We start from the raw sequence: 19,452 nt of genomic DNA, 5'->3' as shown, positions 1-19,452 counted from the left end.
CTGTCAGACCAGAACGCCGCCCTCGGCGTCGATCACGCCCTGGGTCTCGGCGTCGCCGAGCAGCATCTCGTTGTGCGCCTTGCCCGACGGGATCATCGGGAAGCAGTTCTCGTGCTTTTCCACCAGGCAGTCGAAGATCACCGGGCCGTCGTAGTCCAGCATCTCCATGATCGCGTCGTCGAGGTCCTTGGGGTCGGTGCACAGGATGCCCTTGCAGCCGAAGGCCTCGGCCAGCTTGACGAAATCGGGCAGCGCCTCGGACCAGCTGTGGCTGTAGCGCTCGCCGTGCAGCAGCTCCTGCCACTGGCGCACCATGCCCAGGCGTTCGTTGTTCAGGATGAACTGCTTGACCGGCAGGCGGTACTGCACCGCGGTGCCCATCTCCTGCATGTTCATCAGCCACGACGCCTCGCCGGCCACGTTGATGACCAGGGCGTCGGGGTGCGCCACCTGCACGCCGATCGAGGCCGGGGTGCCGTAGCCCATGGTGCCGAGGCCGCCCGAGGTCATCCAGCGGTTGGGGTCCTCGAAGCCGAGGAACTGGGCCGCCCACATCTGGTGCTGGCCGACCTCGGTGCAGATGTAGCGGTCGCGGCCGCGGGTCAGGGCCTCAAGGCGCTGGACGGCATACTGCGGCTTGATGGTCGCCTCGGAATTCTTGTAGCGCAGGCAGTCGACCTTGCGCCACGTGTCGATCCGTTCCCACCACTGCTTGAGCGCGGCCGAGTTGGTCTTGCGGCCGCGCGCCTTCCACATGCGCAGCATGTCCTCGAGCACATGGGCCACGTCGCCGATGATCGGGAAATCGGCGTGGATCACCTTGTTGATCGAGGACGGGTCGATGTCGATGTGCGCCTTGCGGCTGCCCGGGCTGAAATCGGCGATGCGGCCCGTGATGCGGTCGTCGAAGCGGGCGCCCACGTTGATCATCAGGTCGCAGCCATGCATCGCGAGGTTGGCCTCGTAGAGCCCGTGCATCCCCAGCATCCCCAGCCATTTGTCGCCCGAGGCCGGGTAGGCGCCCAAGCCCATCAGCGTGGAGGTGATCGGAAAGCCCGTCGCCTCGACCAGCTCGCGCAGGAGCACGCTGGCCTTGGGGCCCGAGTTGATGACGCCGCCGCCGGTGTAGAACACCGGGCGCTCGGCGGTCTCCATCGCCTCGACCAGCCGCTCGATCATCTCGGGGTCGCCCTTCACGCGGGGCTGGTAATGCGCGACCCGCGCCTTGGGCTTCTCGGTGTAGCCTCCGGTGGCGAACTGCACGTCCTTGGGAATGTCGATCAGCACCGGGCCCGGGCGGCCGTTGGTGGCGATGTGGAACGCCTCGTGGATCGTGCCCGACAGGCGGTCGGTGTCCTTCACCAGCCAGTTCATCTTGGTGCAGGGTCGGGTGATGCCGACGGTGTCGGCCTCCTGGAAGGCGTCGGAGCCGATCATGAAGGTCGGCACCTGGCCGGTCAGCACGACGAGCGGGATCGAATCCATCAGCGCGTCGACAAGGCCCGTGACCGCGTTGGTCGCGCCCGGCCCCGATGTCACCAGCACCACGCCCGGTTTGCCGGTCGACCGCGCGTAGCCCTCGGCGGCGTGGACCGCGCCCTGCTCGTGGCGCACCAGGATGTGCCGGATCGCGTTCTGCTGGAAGATCTCGTCGTAGATCGGCAGCACGGCACCGCCCGGATAGCCGAATACGACCTCGACGCCCTGCTCCTTGAGGGCCTCGACCACCATCTTCGCGCCGGTCATCTGCCGTGTCATCGCGTCTGTCCTTCTGTTGTCGACGTCATCGTCTGTCTGCGCGCTCGTCTCTGAACATGAAAACGCCCCCGGGGGTGATCCGAGGGCGCATGGGGTACCGGTATGGCTGCCGTCACCGACCCATGCGCCAAGCCTCTACGATTACAAGGATGCGGGCGATCATCTGCCACTCCGTCCGGATGCGTGCGCGGGACACTAGAAAGCGGCCCGGCGGGCGTCAACCGCGAAAATGGAGGAAACTGTCGCGGGCGGCGCTCCGCGCGCAACGAATCGAAAGCGGAGGCTCCGCCGCGACAAGGAAACTTCGGCGGCGACTCGCCGGGTGCGGCCGCCGGCCGGGAAGCCGCGGCGGGACGCGGGGCGCCCTGCGGCGGGCTGTCGCAGGAGCCGGCCGGGGCTGTTAGCGCTCACAGGGCACAACCATGGCGCGCATTCGTGGGTTACGGGCGATTTTGGTAAGATCATTTTACAAAAATCGCCCGTTCGGGGTCGAAAACCTGTTTTCTGTGCCGATGGCCTTCGCTAACGTGCCGGCACTTGTGGGTCATAACCACATCCGCGGTCCGAGGGGGGTCGCGGGCAACTCCATAGTTACGGGGAGGATACCGAATGGATCGTCGTTCTTTTCTGAGAACGTCTGCGCTCGGCGGCGCCGCTGCCGCTACCACCACGCTGGCCGCACCGGCCTACGCCCAGGGCAACCGCACGCTGACCATGGTCACCTCGGTTCCCGATGGCTTCGCGATCTTCGATGACGCCGCCAACTACGCGGCCCGCGCCATCACCGAGATGACCGATGGCCAGCTGACCATCAACAAGATGCCCGCCGGCTCGCTCGTGGGCGCCTTCGAGGTGTTCGACGCCGTCTCGGCCGGCCAGGCCGACCTCTACCACTCGGCCGAGTACTACTTCCTCAACCAGCACCCGGCCTTCGCCTTCTTCACCGCCGTGCCCTTCGGCATGACTGGCGTCGAACTGCTGGCATGGTACTACCACCAGGGCGGCATGGCGCTGCACCACGAGCTCGCCAGCCTGTTCAACCTCAAGCCCTTCCTGTGCGGCAACACCGCGATGCAGCCGGGCGGCTGGTTCAACCGCGAGATCACCTCGGCCGAGGACCTGCAGGGCCTGCGCTTCCGTATGCCGGGCCAGGGCGGTCAGGTGCTGGGTCGCCTCGGCGCCTCGGTGCAGAACATCCCCGGCGGCGAGATCTACCAGGCGCTGGCCTCGGGCCAGATCGACGGCGCCGAGTGGATCGGCCCCTTCGCGGACGAGCGTCTCGGCTTCCAGGAAGTCACGCAGATCTACTACACCGCCGGCTTCCACGAGCCGGGCTCGGCGCTCGCGCTGTCGATGAACCTCGACGTGTGGGAATCGCTGACCCCCGCCCAGCAGAAGATCGTCGAGATCGCCTGCGAGGCCACCCACGCCAACAACCTCGGCATGTCCTGGGCCGAGAACGGCGCGGCGCTCGCCCGTCTGCAGGCCTCGGGCGTGCAGGCCCGCGAGTTCCCCGATGACGTGTGGGATGCCTTCGGCCGCGCCGCCGCGGAAGTCCGCGCCGAGAACATGGGCGACCCGATCTACGCCCAGATCGCCGAAAGCTACTTCGGGTCGATGGGTTCGACCTCGGCGTGGTGGGAAATCGGCGACGGCGAGTACATCCGTCAGCGCAACCGCGCCAACGCCGGCTGATCCCAGCCTGACCACTGCCCTGCCCGGTGCCGTCGCGGCCCGGGCAGGGCTCTTGCTTGCGCTCGATCCGAGACTTGACGCGCCCCTGCGGGGGCCTGCGTGCCGGGGGACCACCGCATGATCGACTTCATCCTGTGGGTGCTGCATAACATCGCACTTGCGCCCTACTACCTGTTCACGGCGATCACCAATCCGGGGGCCTGGCTCGACTGGTCCAACCCCGAGGCCGTGATGCGGTTCATCTACTACGGCGCCTCGGTCGAGCTGTTCTTCGTCGTCTTCACCACCTTCCTGATCATCACGGTGCTGGGCATGGCCTGGAACCGTGAGATCCTGTGGTGGGGCGTCCGCATCCTCGAGACCTTCGCCAACGCCGTCGGGCGCACCGCCGCCTGGGCGGGCCTGCTGATGGTGCTGATCCAGGTCATCATCGTGTTCCTGCAGCGCATCTTCCGCGTCGCGGAGATCCAGCTCGGGCCGTTCGGCACCGCGCTGACGCAGGACCTGAGCTGGTGGGCCGAGGGGCTCAAGTTCTGGAACGCCATCGTCGTCTGCCTGTGCGTGACCTACACCTTCGTGCAGGGCGGCCATGTCCGCGTCGACCTCGTCTATTCCGCGGTCAAGTTCCGCACCAAGCGCATGATCGACATGGTCGGCTCGCTCATCTTCATGATGCCGGCCATCGTCATCACATACCTCTATGCGTGGTTCTTCATGTGGCGCCACCTGATGACGCCCACCATCACCTCGACCTCCGAGCTGGACCGGATGCTGGCGCAGGCCCGCATTTTCCGCTGGAACGTCGAGACCATCGGCTTCAGCCCCAACGGCTTCAACGCCTACTTCCTGTTCAAGGTGCTGATCGTCCTGTTCTGCGCGCTCGTGTTCCTGCACGCGATGGCCTTCTTCTGGCGCTCCTATCTGGAGTGGCGCGAGGGCGAGGCGAGCGAGGGCAAGTACCTCGACCGCGACAAGACCGGCGACGAGGCCGAGGACATCGAGCACGCGCTTCACAGCGGCTCCAGCTGATCCGCGAACAACCGACACCACGACATGCGCCGCGCCGCACGCAAGCAATAGGGACCTGAGAGCATGCTTTTCGGATTGGACGGGGTCGAGATCGGTCTGATCATCGTCTTCCTGACCCTCTTCGCGGGGATCATGACCGGCTTTCCGGTCGCCTTCGCCATCGCCGGGGCCGGCGTCATCTCCTTCGCCATCATCGCCGCGCTCGACAGCGCGGGGCTGCTGATCCACCAGTCCATCGACACCTCGTCGGCGGAATACGCGGCCCTGCTGGCCGAAGGCGTGATCCGCGACAGCATATCCGTGTTCCGATACCCCGACCTGCCCACCGTCGAGGTGCCGCTGTTCCCGGGTGGCTGGGAAATGGCGATGGAGCGCAACATCTCCTTCATCGTCAACCGGATGAACGAGCGCGTCATCGCCGGCCAGTCGATCGAGACCCTGCTCGCGGTGCTGATGTTCGTGATGATGGGCATCGTGCTGGAGCGGTCCAAGATCGCCGAGGACCTGCTGACCACCATGGCCCGCGTGTTCGGGCCGCTGCCCGGCGGCCTGGCCGTGTCGATCGTGATCGTGGGCGCCTTCCTCGCCGCCTCGACCGGCATCGTCGGCGCCACCGTGGTGACCATGGGCCTGCTCGCCCTGCCCACCATGCTGCGCAACAACTATTCGCCCGAGCTTGCCACGGGCGTGATCGCGGCCTCGGGCACGCTGGGGCAGATCATCCCGCCCTCGATCGTGATCGTTCTGCTCGGCACGCTGGTCGGTGACCTCTACGCCACCGGGCAGGAAACCCGCGCGCAGCTGGCCGGGTGCTCGGACGCTCTGACCTACCTGGGCAAGCCGGCCGTGCTGTCGGTGGGCACGCTGTTCCAGGCGGCGCTGCTGCCGGGCCTGTTCCTGGCGCTGCTCTACGGTCTCTACGCCTTCGGCTTCGCCCTGCTGCGGCCCTCCAGCGCCCCGCCGGTGCAGGTCGACGGCACCATCAGCGGCGAGCCCGTGACCCGCAACGAGGCGCTGACCTGGTATCTGGCCGCGCCGGTCGTGCTGGTGCTGGCCATCGTCATCGGCGGCAGCACGGGCCTTGTCGGGGCGCAGAACATCACCGTCTCGGACTACGCCGAGCAGTCGGAACAGCCGGCGCTGCGGACCAACGTCTCCCCGACCTGCCAGGCGGCCATGATCGAGCTGCACGGGCAGGAGCTGTGGGACGAGTCGGTCGCGCTGCGCGCGTCCAACGCGGCGGCCGGCGACACCGGTGCCGTGGTCCAGCTGACCGAGGAAGAGCGCGCCGTCGCGCTGGAGCAGGCCATCGCCAACGCGCCGCCGATCGGCTCGGGCGTGATCGCGGTGTTCGGCCTGCTGGCGCTCGTGCTGATCCTCGCCCGCGGCAGCTCGCCCTCGGCCACGCCCGTCCCGCTGATCGTGGGCGGCATCGGGGTCGTGCTGGCGCTGCTGGCCGACGTGCTCTTCGTCGGCCCCGGCACCAGCTCGGGCAACGAGTTCCTGATCCTCGCCATCCCCTTCGCGCTGACCCTCTACGGCTGCCGCGAGGCGATGATCCGGCTGTCCCGCAACGAGCTCCTGCGCGTGGTGTTCCCGCCGCTCGTGCTGATCGTGGCGGTGCTGGGCTCGATCCTCGGCGGCATCACCAACCCGACGCCCGCCGCGGCGCTGGGCGCGGCCGGCGCGATCATGCTGGCCGCCTACCGCAAGCTGAAGGACGAGAACGGCAAGTCCAAGATCGTGATCTGGTCGTCCTTCGCGCTGGTCATCATGATCCTGTTCGGCGTCAACTTCGACCTGCGGATCACCCGCGCCGAAGTGCCGTTCCAGGACTGGGTGGCCTATGTCATCACCCAGATCGCCTATCACTTCGCCTTCTTCGGCCTGCTCTACAGCTGCTGGGTCCTGTTCCGGTCCAACATCCTGAGCCCGGTGGTCCGCGAGACGGCCAAGGTGACGTCGATGGTGTTCACCATCCTGATCGGCTCGCAGCTCCTGAACCTCGTGCTGATCTCCTTCGGCGGCGAGCACCACATCCAGCAGTTCCTGCGCAGCTTCGACAACGAGCTGGTGGTGTTCTTCGTCGTGATGGCGATCCTGTTCATCCTCGGCTTCGTGCTCGACTTCCTCGAGATCATCTACATCGTGATCCCGATCGTCGGCCCCGTGATCTACGGCGGCACGCTCGACCCGGCCTGGGTGACGATCATGATCGCGATCAACCTGCAGACCTCGTTCCTGACCCCGCCCTTCGGCTTTGCGCTGTTCTACCTGCGCGGCGTGGCACCCAAGACGGTGACCACCGGCCACATCTACCGCGGGGTGCTGCCCTTCGTCGGCATCCAGGTGCTGTGCCTCGTGCTGCTCTACTTCTTCCCGGGCATCGTCACGATCCTGCCCGACCTGCTGAACTAGGGCGGCCGCGCATCGCAAGGACAGTGCAGGGGGGCTTCGGCCCCCCTGTCGCGTTCCGGGGGGTGGCGTCAGCGGGCGGCGGCGGGCTGCAGCAGGTCCCACAGGTTGCCCCAGGGGTCGCGCCACTGGGCGACGGTGCCGTAGGGCTCGTGCCGCGGCGCCTCGAGGAACCGGCCGCCGGCCGCCGCGATGCGGGCGGCGTCGCGGGCGAAGTCGTCGGTCGTCAGGAAGAACCCCACCCGGTCGCCCGCCTGCGCCCCCAGCGCCGCGTGCTGGGCGTCGCTGGTCGGCCGGGACAGCACCAGCCCGGTGCCGCCGCCCGGCGGCGCCACGGTGACCCAGCGCTTGCGGCCCTCGTCCTCGTCGGCGGTGCAGGTCCAGCCGAGCCCGTCCACGAAGAACCGCAGCCCGGCCTCGTAGTCCGGCACGATCAGGGTGACGAGGGACAGCACTCAGGCGTCCGCGCGCAGGTCCGGCAGGCTGATCTGGGCCACCTGCTGCGCGATCGGGTCGACCGACAGGGGGTGCTGCTGGTTGGAATAGGCATGGGGATCGCCGAGATCCTGCCAGCGCCCGCCGACATAGACCTCGAGCGCCGGGAAGCGGGCCTTGTAGCCCATCTTGGGCGAGCCCGGCACCCAGTAGCCGAGGTAGACGTAGGGCAGACCCGCCTCGCGCGCCAGCTCGACATGGTCGAGGATGACGTAGCTGCCCAGGCTGTCGGCGGTGCGGGCGGGGTCGAAGAACGAGTAGACCAGGCTCAGCCCGTCATCGAGGATGTCGGTCAGGCACACCGCGGTCAGCGGCGCCTCCTCGCCCGGGCCGGCGGCGGATTCGTCGCGGTATTCCACCACCCGGGTGCGCACCGGGGTTTCCTCGATCATCGCGGCGAATTCGAACACGTCCATGTCGGCCATGCCGCCATCGGCGTGGCGCGCGTCGAGGTAGCGGCGGAACAGCTCGTACTGCGCCTCGGTCGCCCAGGCGGACCGCGCCGTGCGGGCCAGCGCGGCGTTGCGCTTGAGGATGCGGCGGTGGCGCTTGCGCGGGGTGAAGTCGGCCACCCGGATCCGCGCCGACAGGCAGGCCGCGCAGTCGGTGCAGGACGGCCGGTAGAGCACGTTCTGCGACCGGCGGAAGCCCTGCTTGCTGAGCGCGTTGTTCAGCTTTTCCGCCTGCTCGCCCTGCAGCGCGGTGAACAGTTTCCGTTCGCGCCGCCCGTCGAGGTAGGGGCAGCTCTGCGGGGCCGTCACGTAGAATTGCGGCGCGATGGGAAGCGTATGGCGCATGGCGTTGGTGCGGCCGGGGCCGTCCGTCTGGGAACGGGCCGAGCCTGCACCAGCCATGCCCCGCCCGGCAACTGGTTTTTTCGTGCCCGGCTCAGCGCGGGCGGTTGATCGCGACCGAGCCGAGCACGAGGTCGTGCAGGCCCTGGTGGCGGCGGCCGAAGGCCATCATCCAGATCGAGACCAGCTGCACGATCACGAAGCCCGTCGCCACCATATAGCCCAGCGTGTGCAGCACCGCCTCGCCCGGGGTCAGCCGATGGCCGGTGGGGCCGCGCAGCTCCAGGTTCATCAGCCGCATCCCCAGCGTGGCCGAGCCCGCCGCGATGGTGCCGGCGCGGTACAGGAAACTCGCCACGACGAAGGTGACCGGCCAGACCCACCACAGCAGCGACAGGGTGAACAGGCCCAGCAGGAAGGTGATCACCACCGTGATCACCACGTCCACCAGCCAGGCGAACAGGCGCTTGGCCGGGACGCCGTCGTAGAAGGCGCGGTCGTAGTCGGGGTCGGGCAGGCCGTGGATCATGGCGGCGGTCATGGCGCGTCTCGCGAGATTCGGGAAGGGGAAAGGGTGCGGCCCCCGGGGGGACAACCGGGGGCCGCGGGGCCGGGGCGCGGGGGGATCACGCCTCGGCGGGGTCGGCGTCGGCCTTCCGGGAGCGGGCGCGGTCGTCCATGAACTGGTCGAACTCGGCCTTGTCCTTGGCGTCGCGCAGGCGCTGCAGGAAGGCCTCGAAGGCCTCCTGTTCTTCCTCGAGGCGGCGCAGCGTGTCGGCCTTGTAGGCGTCGAAGGCGCTGTTGCCGGAGGAGCGGAGCGCGGTGTGCCCCATGCGGGCGTGACGGCGGGACGAGCAGGATCCGTTGAACATGCGTTTACTCCAGATCAGGTAGGCGAGAATTGCGAGGCCGAGCGGCCAGAACAGGATGAAGGCAAGCACCATGGCGGCGATCCAGGCGGGCTTGCCGCGATCGTCGAGCCAGGCCTCGGCGCGTGCCAGCCAGCCGCGGGCTTCCATGGCGGGTCCGGCGGCGGGAACGGTTGCGGTCATCGGTGTCTCCTTTCGGGTCGGGACAGAATGTAAATGTTAATCACATTCACGCATATGGACGCGCCCGCCGGGCCCGCAAGGGGGTGCCGGCGAAAAAAGTGAATCTGCTTTACATGCAGGGGGACCGGTGGCTTGGGGCTTGCGTCGCCGGCGGCGCTTGGGCTATCCCGCCCGGCACGGACAGTTGGCCGAGTGGTCGAAGGCGCACGCCTGGAAAGTGTGTAGGCGGGAAACCGTCTCGAGGGTTCGAATCCCTCACTGTCCGCCACCTTTCGCGACCCGGATCGCCCCCCCTTCACGACCTGCTCGACGTGGACAGCGGGCCGTTCAATCCGGGCGCTGACCCTCCCGGCTCGCCAGGCCCGATCTGTGATGGCCGAGGAGGCTGACGTCAGCGCCCCATCATGTCCTTGATGCCACCGATGAAGGCCGCGTCATCCTTGGCCTTCCGGTCCTCGAGCAAAGCCTGTGCATCGGCGCCCGCGCGGAAGCGCAGGCGGTCCCCGGTTTCGTTGACGGCCTGCCAGATCACCTCGGCGACGACCTCGGGCTCGGAGGGCGCCGCGGCCAGCTTGCCGAACAGCCGCCCCATGGCCTCGGCGGTCGGGGCGTAATCCGGGAGCGTTTCATCCATCGCGAAGTCGAAGGACCGACCGCCGAAGTCGGTGCGGATCATGCCGGGTTCCACGATCCGCACCCGGATCCCGAGGGGCTCCAGCTCGTAGTGCAGCGCCTCGGACAGGCCTTCGACGGCGAACTTGGTGCCGTGGTAGAGCGTCCCGAGCGGAAAGGTGATCTGCCCGCCGATCGACGAGATGTTGACGATGGTGCCGGAGCGGTTGGCGCGCATGTGCGGCAGAACGGCCTTCGTCACCTCCAGAAGGCCGATCACGTTGGTGTCGAACTGGCGCCGGATGCGCTCGGCCGAGAAGGCCTTGAGCGGGCCGTAGGCGCCGTATCCGGCATTGTTCAGGAGCGCATCGATCCGGCCGAACCGGGACAGCCCGTCGGCCACGGCGGCGGCGATGGAGCCCGCGTCGGTCACGTCGAGCCGCGTGATATGGACGTTGTCGCGCGCCGCCAGGTCGCCCCCGGCGGACGGGTCGCGCATCGTGGCGATGACGGTCCAGCCCTCGGCCTGAAAGCGCAGGGCGGTGGCCTTGCCGATGCCGGAGGAGGCGCCGGTAATCAGGATGGTCTGCATGTCTCTCTCCTTGGGCATTCAGGCGTTCAGGTCGAGCATCTGCGCGATGCCGAACTTGCTCAGGACGGTGCGCGTCACGTCGTGCAGCACGTCGTTGTAGCGCTCGATCTGGGGGCCGACGCCCGTGTGGTCGACGACCGTGCGGAAGGGTTTCCGGCCGTGCGGCATGTCCAGGAGGGCCACCACCGCCTCGGCGATCCGCTCGGGCCGCTGGGCAGGTGTCGCGTCCAGCAGCTGCGCAAGGCCGGACGCCGACATGGCCGGCACCTGCGCAAAGGGGCCGTAGCCGGCCTCGCGGTGGGGATCGTCCGGCGCGACCATGCCGTCGAAGAAGGCCGTCGGCATCGCGCCTGGCTCGATGATGCAGGATTCGATGCCGAAGCCCGACAGCTCCGTCCGGTAGCATTCCACGATCGCCTCGAGCGCCCATTTCGACGCCGAGTATGTGCCGTAGAAGGGCGTGGCGATCCGGCCGATCAGGCTGGAGGTGTAGAGGACCGTGCCGCGCCCCTGCGCCCGCAGATGGGGCAGGGCGGCGCGCATCACCCGCTGCACGCCCGTCACGTTCACGTCGAAGACGCGACCCATGTCCTCCGGCGACATCAGCTCCTGGATCCCGTAGGACCCGATCCCGGCGTTGTTGAACAGGACGTCGAGACCACCGAGCAACGCGATGGCCTCGGCCACGCCCGCCTCGGTGCTGGCGGTGTCGGTCACGTCCATCTCGACGATCCCTGCGCCGGCGGCCTCCAGTTCGGCGACCGTCTCGGCGCTCCGCCCCCCGCGCCTGCGCACGCTGCCCGCGACCGCGTGCCCGCGGTCCAGCAGCGCCAGCGCGGTGGGCCTGCCGAAGCCGCCCGCGATCCCCGTGATGAACACCTTCGCCATGATCGTCCTCCTCGTATGCGGTCCGGTCGAACCTAATACGGCGATGACGGCCATTCTTTCCCGATTGACCGGATGACTTGCCTGATCCTCCAGCCGAGGCAAATTTCCTGCAAGAAACTGGCGGCGCTGTGCTACACGACCTCCGGGGAGACAGCCATGATCCGCACAACCCTCTTGCAGCATGTCTCGGCCTTGCTCGACCGGGACGGACCGGCCCAGGGCGCGCTTGCCCATCGCCCCAGCGGCCTGCATCTCCTGCGGCACACCGCGCCCACCGCACAGGACGCCACGGTCTACCGCCCGCTCCTCTGCCTCGTGCTGCAGGGCGCCAAGGAGGTGGGCACGAGCCACAAGACCGTGCGCGTCGCCGACGGGCAATCCCTCGTCGTCAGCCACGCCCTGCCGGTCGTCTCGCGCATCACCGAGGCGGCGCCGGACCGCCCCTATGTCGCGCTGGTCTTCCCGATCGACCTCGACCTGCTGCGCGGGATGGCCGCCGACGTGGCACCGGCCCAGGGCGCGAGCCGGACGGACCCGTTCTCGATCACGCTCTGCCCGACCGACCTGGAGATGGAGGACGCGCTCCTGCGCCATCTGCGGCACAGCGACAGCCAGGCGGCGCGCCGCCTGCTCGCGCCGATCACGGCGCGGGAGATCCATGCCCGGCTCCTCCTCGGCCCCCATGCCGACCCGTTGCGCAAGCTGCTCTGGCATGAAACGACGGCCAGCCGCATCTTCGCGGCCACGCGCGAGATCCAGACCGACCTCGCCCGCCCCCTCGTGGTCGGCGCCCTCGCGGAGCGGGCGGGCATGAGCAGTTCGGCGTTCTTCGAACACTTCCGGGCGGTCACGGGAACCTCGCCGCTGCAATACCAGAAGGATCTCCGCCTCCTGCGTGCGCGGGAGGCCTTGCGCAGCTCGAACGCAAAGGTGTCCGAGATCGCCTTTGGGGTCGGGTACGAAAGCTCCGCCCAGTTCTCGCGGGAATACGCCCGAAAGTTCGGCCTCCCTCCAAGAGAGGACCGCGTCCTCCAGGCGGCAGACTAGGCGTCCGTCGCCGGCATTTCGGTCTGGATGACGGTCGCTTCTTGTGCCGATCGCCAGCCCAGATCGCATCCAGAACATGAAAACCGCGTGCGACAGGGTGGAGAACGTCGGATCGCGGTCCCGTCCCCTCCGCCACCGACCCCATCCCCCGGTTCCGCAAGGCAGACTGCGCCGACGTCCGCCGGCACGCCCGGCGCGCCGCCGTCAGGGCGGGGGGGCCATCGCGGCCGCCGCGATCTGGCGGAGGAGCGGGACGGCGCGGCCGGGTTCCTCGAACAGCGGGCTGTGCGCGGAAGTCCCGAACAGGTGAAACCCCGTCTCGGGCGCCGCGATCACGTCGAAATAGGCCCGCGACAGGTCCGGGTTGGCGGTCAGGTCATGGGCGCCGACGAAGAAATGCACCGGCACGTCGAACCTCGTCAGCCGCGCGGCGAGGTCGTCGCGCAGCAGGGCGTCCCAGAAGAACGGCCGCGACCAGAGCTTGCCGCGCCAGATGTTCACCTTTTCCGCCAGCGTGTAGGCCCGCACCCGCCACATGGGCAGGAAGATGCCGGTGACGACCGACCGCATGTCGCGCATGTGGCCCGCGCCGATCCGGTGCATGGCGGCGTCGCGCAGGCGCATCCAGGCGGGCGAGGTGCCCGCCTCCAGGCTGACCTCGGCCGCCTCCAGCCGTCGCACCATCGCGTCGTCGCCGCGGGCGCGGTAAAGCTCGATCATCCGCGCGCGGGCCATGATCTCGGACCGGATCTGGTGCGCGATCTGCGCCATCCCGACATAGGCGAGGAACCGGTCGGGCGCGGCGGCCGCGACCTGGATGCCGAGGTAGGCACCCCAGGAATGCCCCAGCAGCAAGATCCGGTCCTGCCCGAAGCGGGCGCGCAGGTAGTCCGCGACCTCGATGGTGTCCGCGATCATCCGCTCCAGCGTCATCGTCTCGGGCGGGATATCGGGGGAAAACGACATGCCCGCGCCGCGCTGTTCCCACCAGACCATGGTGAAATGATCGGACAGGCCGGTGGGGTAGTTCTCCTCCATGAAGAACTCGACCATGCCGGGGCCGCCGTGCAGGAACAGGAGCACCGGGTTCGCGGGGTCGGCGCTCTGGATGATCATGCCTTGCGGGATGCCGCCGATCTCGACGGTCACGCGCTCGGAGATGCTGCCGGGAATGACCTCGCCGCCCGCGTCGCGCAGGGGGGCGGGCCGGCCCGGGCTGACGGCCCGGAGCCAGCCGAGGCCAAAGGCCAGCGCCAGCACGAGACCGATCAGGCCGATGCCCATGATCCGCACCTCAGACCCCGGCCGCGCGCGGCCGGCCCCCCGTCGCGCCGGGCGCGGTGCCGTCAGGCGAGGGGGGTGCCGCCGGGTGCCGGCTCATGCGTCGGTCACCCGCAGGACCAGTTTGCCGGGCACCGTGCCCGCCTCGACCCGTTCATGGGCGCGGCGGACCTCGGACAGGGGCATCACCTCGGCCACCGCGGGGTCGAACCGGCCCTCGGCCAGCATCGTGAAGAGCGCGGCCAGATCCTCGCGGAACCACTCGGGGTGCCGCCGCCGCATCGCGCCGATGGAGTAGAAGGCCGTGGCGTGCCCGTTCGGCAGCCAGTCCCAGAGCTTCAGCTTCACGAAATCCAGCGGGATCGACCCGCCGCGGCCCAGCACTTCGTTCTGGAACCCGAAGGCCACCAGCATCCCGCCGGGCTTCAGCGCGTGGAGCGACCGCGACAGGCTTTCGCCACCAAGCGGGTCGAAGACCACGTCGACGCCGTCGCCCACCGCCGCGCGGATCGCCGCCTCGGGGTCGGGCGCGTCGGCGTCGACGGGCGTGGCGCCCAGGCTGCGGATCAGGTCGTGCTTGGCCGCGATGTCGGTGCCGACGGCGGTGATCCCCGCCGCCCGCGCCAGCTGCAGCATCGCCGTGCCCACCGCGCCGCCGGCGCCGTGGATCAGCAGGCTCTGGCCCGCCCGCGCCCGCGCCACGCGGTGCAGCATCTGGTAGGGCGTGACCGCCGACAGGATCATGGCCAGCGCGTCCTCGTCCGCCACGCCCTCGGGCACGGCGGTCAGACGGTCGGCGGGCAGGCAGATGTAGCCGGAATAGGCGCCGATGGTGGTGAGGTCGGCCACCCGGTCGCCGACGGACCAGCCCGTCACGCCCGGCCCCAGCGCATCGACGATGCCGACCATGTCGTAGCCCGGCACGAAGGGCGGCTTCTCCTTCACGTCCGGGTACATCCCCTTGCGGATCATCACGTCGGTGAAGGCGGCGCTGGTGACGTGCACCCGCACCCGCACCTCGCCCGGCCGGGGCTCGGGCAGGGTGTCGACGCTGCGCAGGTCCAGCTTGTCGGGTCCGCCGAAGGCGGTGAGGACGACTTGGGGAAAGGGCATCTCGGGGTCTCCTATGGGGCTGTGCGCAGGAAGGCCGCGATGCGGTCCGCGACCTCGGTGTCATGGCCGAGCCAGATGTGCCCGCCGGTTGGGTAGATGGTCAACTCGGCGCCGGGGATGCGCGCGGCCAGCAGGCGGGCGGTCTCGGCGGTGCCGAACAGGTCGTCCTCGCAGGACAGGATCAGCGTCGGCACCGCGATGCGGTCATGGGCGGTGGGCGAGGGCGCGCCGGCCCAGGCCGCGTCGGTGCGCAGCCCGTCGGCCTTGCGGCTGACGGGCAGGATCTGGTCGAGGATCGCCTGCGCCCGCGCCCGTTCCTCGGGCGATACCGTCTCCAGCAGGGCCGGGTCGGTCGCCAGCAGCGTGCGGAGCATCAGCCCCGGCGCCAGCCGCGCCAGCGCCCAGAAGACGGCATCCGACCCCAGCACCGCGCCGACGGCCAGGCGCTGCGCCGCGGTGAAGGCCACCGGGTCGCGGCCGGTGAGGTTCGCCGCGGGCACCAGCAGGCCGAGGTGCGAACACCGGTCGGGGTGGCGCAGGGCGAACTCGGCCGCCGTCAGCGCCCCCGCCGAGCCGCCCAGCACCGGCAGCCGGTCGATGCCCAGATGGTCGAGCAGCTCGACCAGCGTGTCGGCCTGGTGCACCGGCGAGGCGTCGTCGGGAAAGGCGCTGCGCAGGTAGCCGAAGCGCGACGGCGCGACGATCCCGAAGCCGCGGTCGCGGAGCCTTGCCGCGAACAGCAACCCCTGGTCGTAGCCGCCGCCGGTGCCGTGGATCATCATCACCGGCGGGCCGTGCCCCGCGACGGCGTATTCCAGCGCGCCCGCGCGGGTGTCGATGACGCTGGACCGGCCGTGCCCCAGCCGCTCGGCCTGCGCGCGCGTCGCGCGGAAGGCGCCCGTGGCATGGCCCGCCCCCGCCAGCGCCGCGCCGCCCAGCGCCATCAGGACGGTCCGCCGCGCGGTCATCGCCCGGCCCCGGCCGCCTGCGCCATGGCGATGGCGAGATCCGCCAGCGCGGCCTCCAGCGCGGGCACGAGGTCGCTGCTGTCGTCCACCACGCCGGCGTCGGTGTTGAGCTGGAAGGCCACCGTCACCCCGGGGTCGGCGTAGTGGCGCAGGCTGGAGACATAGCCGGGGATCCAGCCGCCATGGCCGTAGACCGGGCCGCGGGGCGTGTCGGCATAGATCGCCACGCCCGCGCCATAGCGGATGTCGGGCGCGTCGGGCGACACCGGCACGCCGTCGAGCAGCCGGTCGAGATAGGGCGCGGCCATCGCCTGCCCGGTGAACAGCGCCTGCCCCCAGGCCGCCAGGTCGCGCGAGGTCGAGGCGAGCCCGCCGCCGGTGCCCTCCATCGCCGGGTCCCAGACCAGCGCGCCGTCGGCGTCCATCGTGCGGGGCGGCATCCCGAACGGGTTGCCCGGCACCGTGTAGCCCACGGCGAGGCCCGGGATGACCCGGGTGTTCGACGGCACCGTCCCGGTCAGGCCGAGGGGCACGAGAAACCGCGCGGTCACGGCGTCGTCGTAGGCCCCGCCCAGCGCCGCCTCGATCACCAGCCCCAGGAGCAGGTAGCCCGTGTCGGTGTAGGCCCAGCCCTCGCCCGGCGGGAACAGGGGCGCCGCGTCGAGCACGAAGGCGATGGCGCCCTCGGGCGGCAGGGCGTCCCCGCCCGTGGCCAGGCGGCGGGACATCTCGGCCGCGAAGCTGTCCATGTGCACGTGGTCGGGCAGGCCCGCGGCGTGGCGCAGGAGCTGCCCGACGGTGATCCCGCCCGCGTTGGGCAGCCGGTCGAACCACGGCCGGTCGCCCAGGTGGTCGGCCAGCAGGTCGGCCTCGGCGATCCGGCCCTCGGCCACCGCCGACAGGACCGTGGCCGCGACGAAGGTCTTGCCGATGCTCGCGGCCAGCATCCGCGTGTCGGGCCGCATCGGCGTGCCGGCCTCGACATCGGCAAGCCCGGTCGCGGCGGTCACGATTTCGCCGGTCGGCAGCGCGATGGCGGCGGTGGCCCCGGGAAAGCCGTAGCGGGCCTGGAACGCCCCCAGCAGATCGCCGAGCGCGGCCTCCGGCGCCTGCGCCTGCGCCGCCGCCGCCCCGCCCAGCCCCAGCGCGACGCCGAGGGCCGCGCCCCTCACCAGCCGGCGGATCATGGCTGCGCCCCCCCGTGGCCGGGGATCACCTCGGTCACCGCGCCCTCGCGGCGGAACATCAAGTCGCGGGTCCACCAGACCACGACCACCGCGACCGCGATCAGGATCCAGGTGTCCCAGGGCTGCGCGTCGGGCCAGAACGGGTTGATCAGCTGCCAGTGGAACAGCATCGGCAGCGCCAGGCTGCCGCGCGCGGCGTTGAAGATCGGCGTCACCAGGATCGCCAGCACGATGTTGCCGAGGAAGAAGGGCAGGAAGCTCCACTCCGCGAACACGACGCCGGCGAGGTAGAAGGCCGGCATGTGCCACAGGCCCCAGGCCGTGCCGATGATCGCCCCCGCCCAGATCGGCGCGACGTGGCGCTGCAGGATCGGCTGCGCGACGCCGCGCCAGCCGAATTCCTCGATCGGCCCGAGGACCAGCATCATGAGCATCAGCATCACGACCGGCCCGGCCCCCTCGGGCGGCAGCGGCGCCAGCAGCGGGCCGCCCTTGATCAGCGACCCGGCCATGAACACCAGCGGTATCCCCGCCAGGATGAAGGCCCACCACGGCGCCGGGCACCGCCACAGGAGCAGCCGCGACAGGAACCCGCGCAGACCCGCTACCCCGCCCCAGAGCAGCACCACCGCAAAGGCGGCGATGGCCGGCGCCCAGGTCGCGAGGAAGAAGAACGGGTGCGCGCCGCTGATCTCGCCGAAGCGGGCGGTCATCGCCTCGGGCCAGAGCACGTAGCTCCCGATGATGGCCCAGGTGATGGCGAAGGTGACGGCGAAGAAGGCGGCAAGACCGCCCGGTCCGACCGGATCGTCAGGAAAAGGGGAGGAAACTGCCATTGGAACCCCGTCGCTTTCTGCATGACTCGCGGCAACGCTACGCGCTCCGGGCGGGGCCCGCCCTGATCGGGATCAATCGACGCGGCCCGGCCTGCCGGTTCGCCGCCCCCGACCCACGGGCGGGCGCCGGGCAGGCGCGGGGGCCCTCCCCCGGGGCGCAGGGATCGGCTATGACGGGCCGACCCGGGCCGCCGGGCAGCGGGTCCGCCTGGGCCGGCGGGCCGGCCGCTGGCTGACGCAAAGGACCCACGACATGCAGAACACATCCGGCATCCCCGAGCTGGTGGACCGCCACCGCGACGACCTGGTCGGGCTGGCCGACCGGGTCTGGACCATGCCCGAAACGCTCTACGGTGAATTCCGGTCCTGCGCTGAACACACCGCAATGCTGCAGGCCAAGGGGTTCCGCGTGACCGAGGCCGTCGCCGGCATCCCCACCGCCGTGATGGGCGAGGCGGGGCAGGGCGGGCCGGTCATCGCGATCCTCGGGGAATACGACGCGCTGCCGGGGCTGAGCCAGGTCGCGGGCCTCGACCACCCGCAGGAGCTGGAGGCGGGCGGGCCGGGGCATGGCTGCGGGCACAACCTGCTGGGTTCGGGCGCGCTGCTCGCCGCCTGCGCGGTCAAGGATTGGCTCGAGGCGACCGGCACGCCGGGCCGCGTGCGCTACTACGGCTGCCCGGCCGAGGAGGGCGGCGCGGCCAAGGCCTTCATGGTGCGCGACGGCGCCTTCGACGACGTGGACGCCGCCGTGACATGGCATCCGGGCGGCATGACCCGCGTGGACGACCCCTTGTCGCTGGCCAACACGCGGATGGATTTCCACTTTTCCGGCCGCGCCGCCCATGCCGCGGCCCAGCCGCATCTCGGGCGCTCGGCGCTCGATGCCGTGGAGCTCATGTCGGTCGGCGTGAACTACCTGCGCGAGCACATGCCGCAGGATGCCCGCATCCACTACGCCTACCTCGACGCGGGCGGCAAGGCGCCGAACGTGGTGCAGGCCCGCGCCTCGGTGCGCTACTCGATCCGGGCGCTCAAGCTGCACGAGATGCTGGCGCTGGTGGAACGGGTGAAGAAGGTGGCCGAGGGCGCCGCCCTGATGACCGAAACCACGGTCGAGGCGAAGATGTTCGCCGCCGTCTCGAACCATTTCGAGAACCTGACCATGGACAAGATCATGCAAGAGGCGCTGGACGAGCTGGGCGGCGTGCCCTTCGACGACGCCGACCGCGCCTATGCCGCGCGGATCCGCGCGACGCTCTCGCCTTCCGACATCGCCGCCGAATGGTCGGTGGTGAACCAGCCCCCGTCGGACGCGGTGCTGTGCGACTGGGTGGTGCCGATGCGCCCCGGGGGCGAGGTGCTGATCGGGTCGACCGACGTGGGCGACGTGACGTGGAAGGTGCCGACGACCGAGGTGCTGGTCGCCACGGCGGCCATCGGCACGCCGCTCCACAGCTGGCAGATGACCGCGCAGGGCCAGTCGGGCGCGGCGCACAAGGGCATGGTGCACGCCGCCAAGGCGATGGGACGGGTCGCGCAGATCCTGCTCAGCGACCCCGCCCGGCTGGCCGAGGCGCAAGCCGAGCACAAGGCCCGCCTCGCCGTCACGCCCTATGTCTGCCCGATGCCCGCCGACCACCCCCCGCCGCTGGTGCCGCGCCCTTAGCCGCGGGGCTGATCCGGCCCG

General features: G+C 70.1%; 17 protein-coding genes and 1 tRNA gene. 6 read left to right on the top strand and 12 right to left on the bottom strand.

The window, feature by feature from the left end; translation table 11 throughout:
* Positions 1 to 3: 3 nt before the first annotated feature.
* On the bottom strand, positions 4 to 1,758 hold the full coding sequence (locus HCU73_RS14480; protein WP_168624179.1) for an acetolactate synthase 3 large subunit: 1,755 nt from the start codon (positions 1,756 to 1,758) through the stop codon (positions 4 to 6).
* A 609-nt stretch (positions 1,759 to 2,367) separates the two neighbouring features.
* Between HCU73_RS14480 and HCU73_RS14475 the strand changes: the two genes are divergently transcribed.
* The 3 genes from HCU73_RS14475 (at position 2,368) to HCU73_RS14465 (ending at position 6,900) form a co-directional block, all read left to right on the top strand.
* A complete protein-coding gene (locus HCU73_RS14475; protein WP_168624178.1) occupies positions 2,368 to 3,453 on the top strand; it encodes a TRAP transporter substrate-binding protein in 1,086 nt (361 codons plus the stop codon).
* A 117-nt stretch (positions 3,454 to 3,570) separates the two neighbouring features.
* Complete coding sequence (locus HCU73_RS14470; RefSeq protein WP_168624177.1) at positions 3,571 to 4,482, top strand: TRAP transporter small permease subunit; 912 nt, start codon at positions 3,571 to 3,573, stop codon at positions 4,480 to 4,482.
* A 63-nt stretch (positions 4,483 to 4,545) separates the two neighbouring features.
* A complete protein-coding gene (locus HCU73_RS14465) occupies positions 4,546 to 6,900 on the top strand; it encodes a TRAP transporter large permease (protein ID WP_168624176.1) in 2,355 nt (784 codons plus the stop codon).
* Positions 6,901 to 6,968: 68 nt separating this feature from the next.
* On the opposite strand, the gene HCU73_RS14460 is transcribed toward HCU73_RS14465, so the two are convergent.
* The 4 genes from HCU73_RS14460 to HCU73_RS14445 all read right to left on the bottom strand — a co-directional run bounded on the left by HCU73_RS14460 (position 6,969) and on the right by HCU73_RS14445 (position 9,238).
* Complete coding sequence (locus HCU73_RS14460) at positions 6,969 to 7,352, bottom strand: VOC family protein (RefSeq protein WP_168624175.1); 384 nt, start codon at positions 7,350 to 7,352, stop codon at positions 6,969 to 6,971.
* Positions 7,353 to 8,189, bottom strand: coding sequence for an arginyltransferase (locus HCU73_RS14455; RefSeq protein ID WP_168624174.1), 837 nt, complete (start codon positions 8,187 to 8,189; stop codon positions 7,353 to 7,355).
* A gap of 91 nt (positions 8,190 to 8,280) precedes the next feature.
* The gene (locus tag HCU73_RS14450; RefSeq protein WP_168624173.1) at positions 8,281 to 8,727 is read right to left on the bottom strand and encodes an RDD family protein; all 447 of its coding nucleotides are present in this window, start codon (positions 8,725 to 8,727) and stop codon (positions 8,281 to 8,283) included.
* 85 nt (positions 8,728 to 8,812) lie between these two features.
* Positions 8,813 to 9,238, bottom strand: coding sequence for a DUF2852 domain-containing protein (locus tag HCU73_RS14445; protein ID WP_168624172.1), 426 nt, complete (start codon positions 9,236 to 9,238; stop codon positions 8,813 to 8,815).
* A 178-nt stretch (positions 9,239 to 9,416) separates the two neighbouring features.
* Here HCU73_RS14445 and HCU73_RS14440 point away from each other — a divergent pair.
* Positions 9,417 to 9,506 (top strand) — tRNA-Ser (locus tag HCU73_RS14440).
* Positions 9,507 to 9,629: 123 nt separating this feature from the next.
* Here HCU73_RS14440 and HCU73_RS14435 read toward each other — a convergent pair.
* A complete protein-coding gene (locus HCU73_RS14435; protein ID WP_168624171.1) occupies positions 9,630 to 10,442 on the bottom strand; it encodes an SDR family oxidoreductase in 813 nt (270 codons plus the stop codon).
* An 18-nt stretch (positions 10,443 to 10,460) separates the two neighbouring features.
* Entirely contained in the window at positions 10,461 to 11,330 is an 870-nt protein-coding gene (locus HCU73_RS14430) for an SDR family NAD(P)-dependent oxidoreductase (RefSeq protein ID WP_168624170.1), read from the bottom strand.
* A 156-nt stretch (positions 11,331 to 11,486) separates the two neighbouring features.
* Here HCU73_RS14430 and HCU73_RS14425 point away from each other — a divergent pair, with 156 nt between their 5' ends.
* Positions 11,487 to 12,377, top strand: coding sequence for an AraC family transcriptional regulator (locus HCU73_RS14425; protein ID WP_168624169.1), 891 nt, complete (start codon positions 11,487 to 11,489; stop codon positions 12,375 to 12,377).
* 204 nt (positions 12,378 to 12,581) lie between these two features.
* Here the strand turns inward: HCU73_RS14425 and HCU73_RS14420 are convergent, their stop codons facing one another.
* From HCU73_RS14420 to HCU73_RS14400, 5 genes are all read right to left on the bottom strand, one after another.
* Positions 12,582 to 13,661 (bottom strand): alpha/beta fold hydrolase, encoded by a 1,080-nt coding sequence (locus HCU73_RS14420; protein ID WP_168624168.1) that lies wholly within the window; start codon positions 13,659 to 13,661, stop codon positions 12,582 to 12,584.
* Positions 13,662 to 13,754: 93 nt separating this feature from the next.
* Entirely contained in the window at positions 13,755 to 14,771 is a 1,017-nt protein-coding gene (locus tag HCU73_RS14415) for a medium chain dehydrogenase/reductase family protein (protein ID WP_168624167.1), read from the bottom strand.
* 11 nt (positions 14,772 to 14,782) lie between these two features.
* A complete protein-coding gene (locus tag HCU73_RS14410; RefSeq protein WP_168624166.1) occupies positions 14,783 to 15,739 on the bottom strand; it encodes an alpha/beta fold hydrolase in 957 nt (318 codons plus the stop codon).
* Positions 15,736 to 16,926, bottom strand: coding sequence for a serine hydrolase domain-containing protein (locus HCU73_RS14405; RefSeq protein WP_168624165.1), 1,191 nt, complete (start codon positions 16,924 to 16,926; stop codon positions 15,736 to 15,738). Before HCU73_RS14405 ends, HCU73_RS14410 begins: the two co-directional genes overlap by 4 nt.
* Positions 16,923 to 17,762 (bottom strand): CPBP family intramembrane glutamic endopeptidase, encoded by an 840-nt coding sequence (locus HCU73_RS14400; RefSeq protein WP_168624164.1) that lies wholly within the window; start codon positions 17,760 to 17,762, stop codon positions 16,923 to 16,925. The genes HCU73_RS14405 and HCU73_RS14400 overlap by 4 nt, the downstream gene beginning before the upstream one ends.
* 253 nt (positions 17,763 to 18,015) lie before the next feature.
* On the opposite strand from HCU73_RS14400, the gene HCU73_RS14395 reads away from it, so the two are divergent.
* Entirely contained in the window at positions 18,016 to 19,431 is a 1,416-nt protein-coding gene (locus HCU73_RS14395) for a M20 family metallopeptidase (RefSeq protein WP_168624163.1), read from the top strand.
* The last annotated feature ends 21 nt before the right edge of the window (positions 19,432 to 19,452 follow it).

The organism is Roseicyclus persicicus, assembly GCF_012395815.1.
Lineage (GTDB): Bacteria > Pseudomonadota > Alphaproteobacteria > Rhodobacterales > Rhodobacteraceae > Roseicyclus > Roseicyclus persicicus.
Note: the sequence above shows the minus strand (reverse complement) of the source record. Positions and strands in the feature narration are given on the sequence as shown.

Excerpts from the sequence above, each read along its gene's own strand:
- HCU73_RS14480 (WP_168624179.1), bottom strand. The coding sequence starts at position 1,758 with ATGACACGGCAGATGACCGGCGCGAAGATGGTGGTCGAGGCCCTCAAG.
- HCU73_RS14425 (WP_168624169.1), top strand. The coding sequence starts at position 11,487 with ATGATCCGCACAACCCTCTTGCAGCATGTCTCGGCCTTGCTCGACCGG.
- HCU73_RS14400 (WP_168624164.1), bottom strand. The coding sequence starts at position 17,762 with ATGGCAGTTTCCTCCCCTTTTCCTGACGATCCGGTCGGACCGGGCGGT.
- HCU73_RS14415 (WP_168624167.1), bottom strand. The coding sequence starts at position 14,771 with ATGCCCTTTCCCCAAGTCGTCCTCACCGCCTTCGGCGGACCCGACAAG.
- HCU73_RS14435 (WP_168624171.1), bottom strand. The coding sequence starts at position 10,442 with ATGCAGACCATCCTGATTACCGGCGCCTCCTCCGGCATCGGCAAGGCC.
- HCU73_RS14445 (WP_168624172.1), bottom strand. The coding sequence starts at position 9,238 with ATGACCGCAACCGTTCCCGCCGCCGGACCCGCCATGGAAGCCCGCGGC.
- HCU73_RS14450 (WP_168624173.1), bottom strand. The coding sequence starts at position 8,727 with ATGACCGCCGCCATGATCCACGGCCTGCCCGACCCCGACTACGACCGC.
- HCU73_RS14405 (WP_168624165.1), bottom strand. The coding sequence starts at position 16,926 with ATGATCCGCCGGCTGGTGAGGGGCGCGGCCCTCGGCGTCGCGCTGGGG.
- HCU73_RS14410 (WP_168624166.1), bottom strand. The coding sequence starts at position 15,739 with ATGACCGCGCGGCGGACCGTCCTGATGGCGCTGGGCGGCGCGGCGCTG.
- HCU73_RS14475 (WP_168624178.1), top strand. The coding sequence starts at position 2,368 with ATGGATCGTCGTTCTTTTCTGAGAACGTCTGCGCTCGGCGGCGCCGCT.
- HCU73_RS14395 (WP_168624163.1), top strand. The coding sequence starts at position 18,016 with ATGCAGAACACATCCGGCATCCCCGAGCTGGTGGACCGCCACCGCGAC.
- HCU73_RS14470 (WP_168624177.1), top strand. The coding sequence starts at position 3,571 with ATGATCGACTTCATCCTGTGGGTGCTGCATAACATCGCACTTGCGCCC.
- HCU73_RS14455 (WP_168624174.1), bottom strand. The coding sequence starts at position 8,189 with ATGCGCCATACGCTTCCCATCGCGCCGCAATTCTACGTGACGGCCCCG.
- HCU73_RS14465 (WP_168624176.1), top strand. The coding sequence starts at position 4,546 with ATGCTTTTCGGATTGGACGGGGTCGAGATCGGTCTGATCATCGTCTTC.
- HCU73_RS14420 (WP_168624168.1), bottom strand. The coding sequence starts at position 13,661 with ATGGGCATCGGCCTGATCGGTCTCGTGCTGGCGCTGGCCTTTGGCCTC.
- HCU73_RS14430 (WP_168624170.1), bottom strand. The coding sequence starts at position 11,330 with ATGGCGAAGGTGTTCATCACGGGGATCGCGGGCGGCTTCGGCAGGCCC.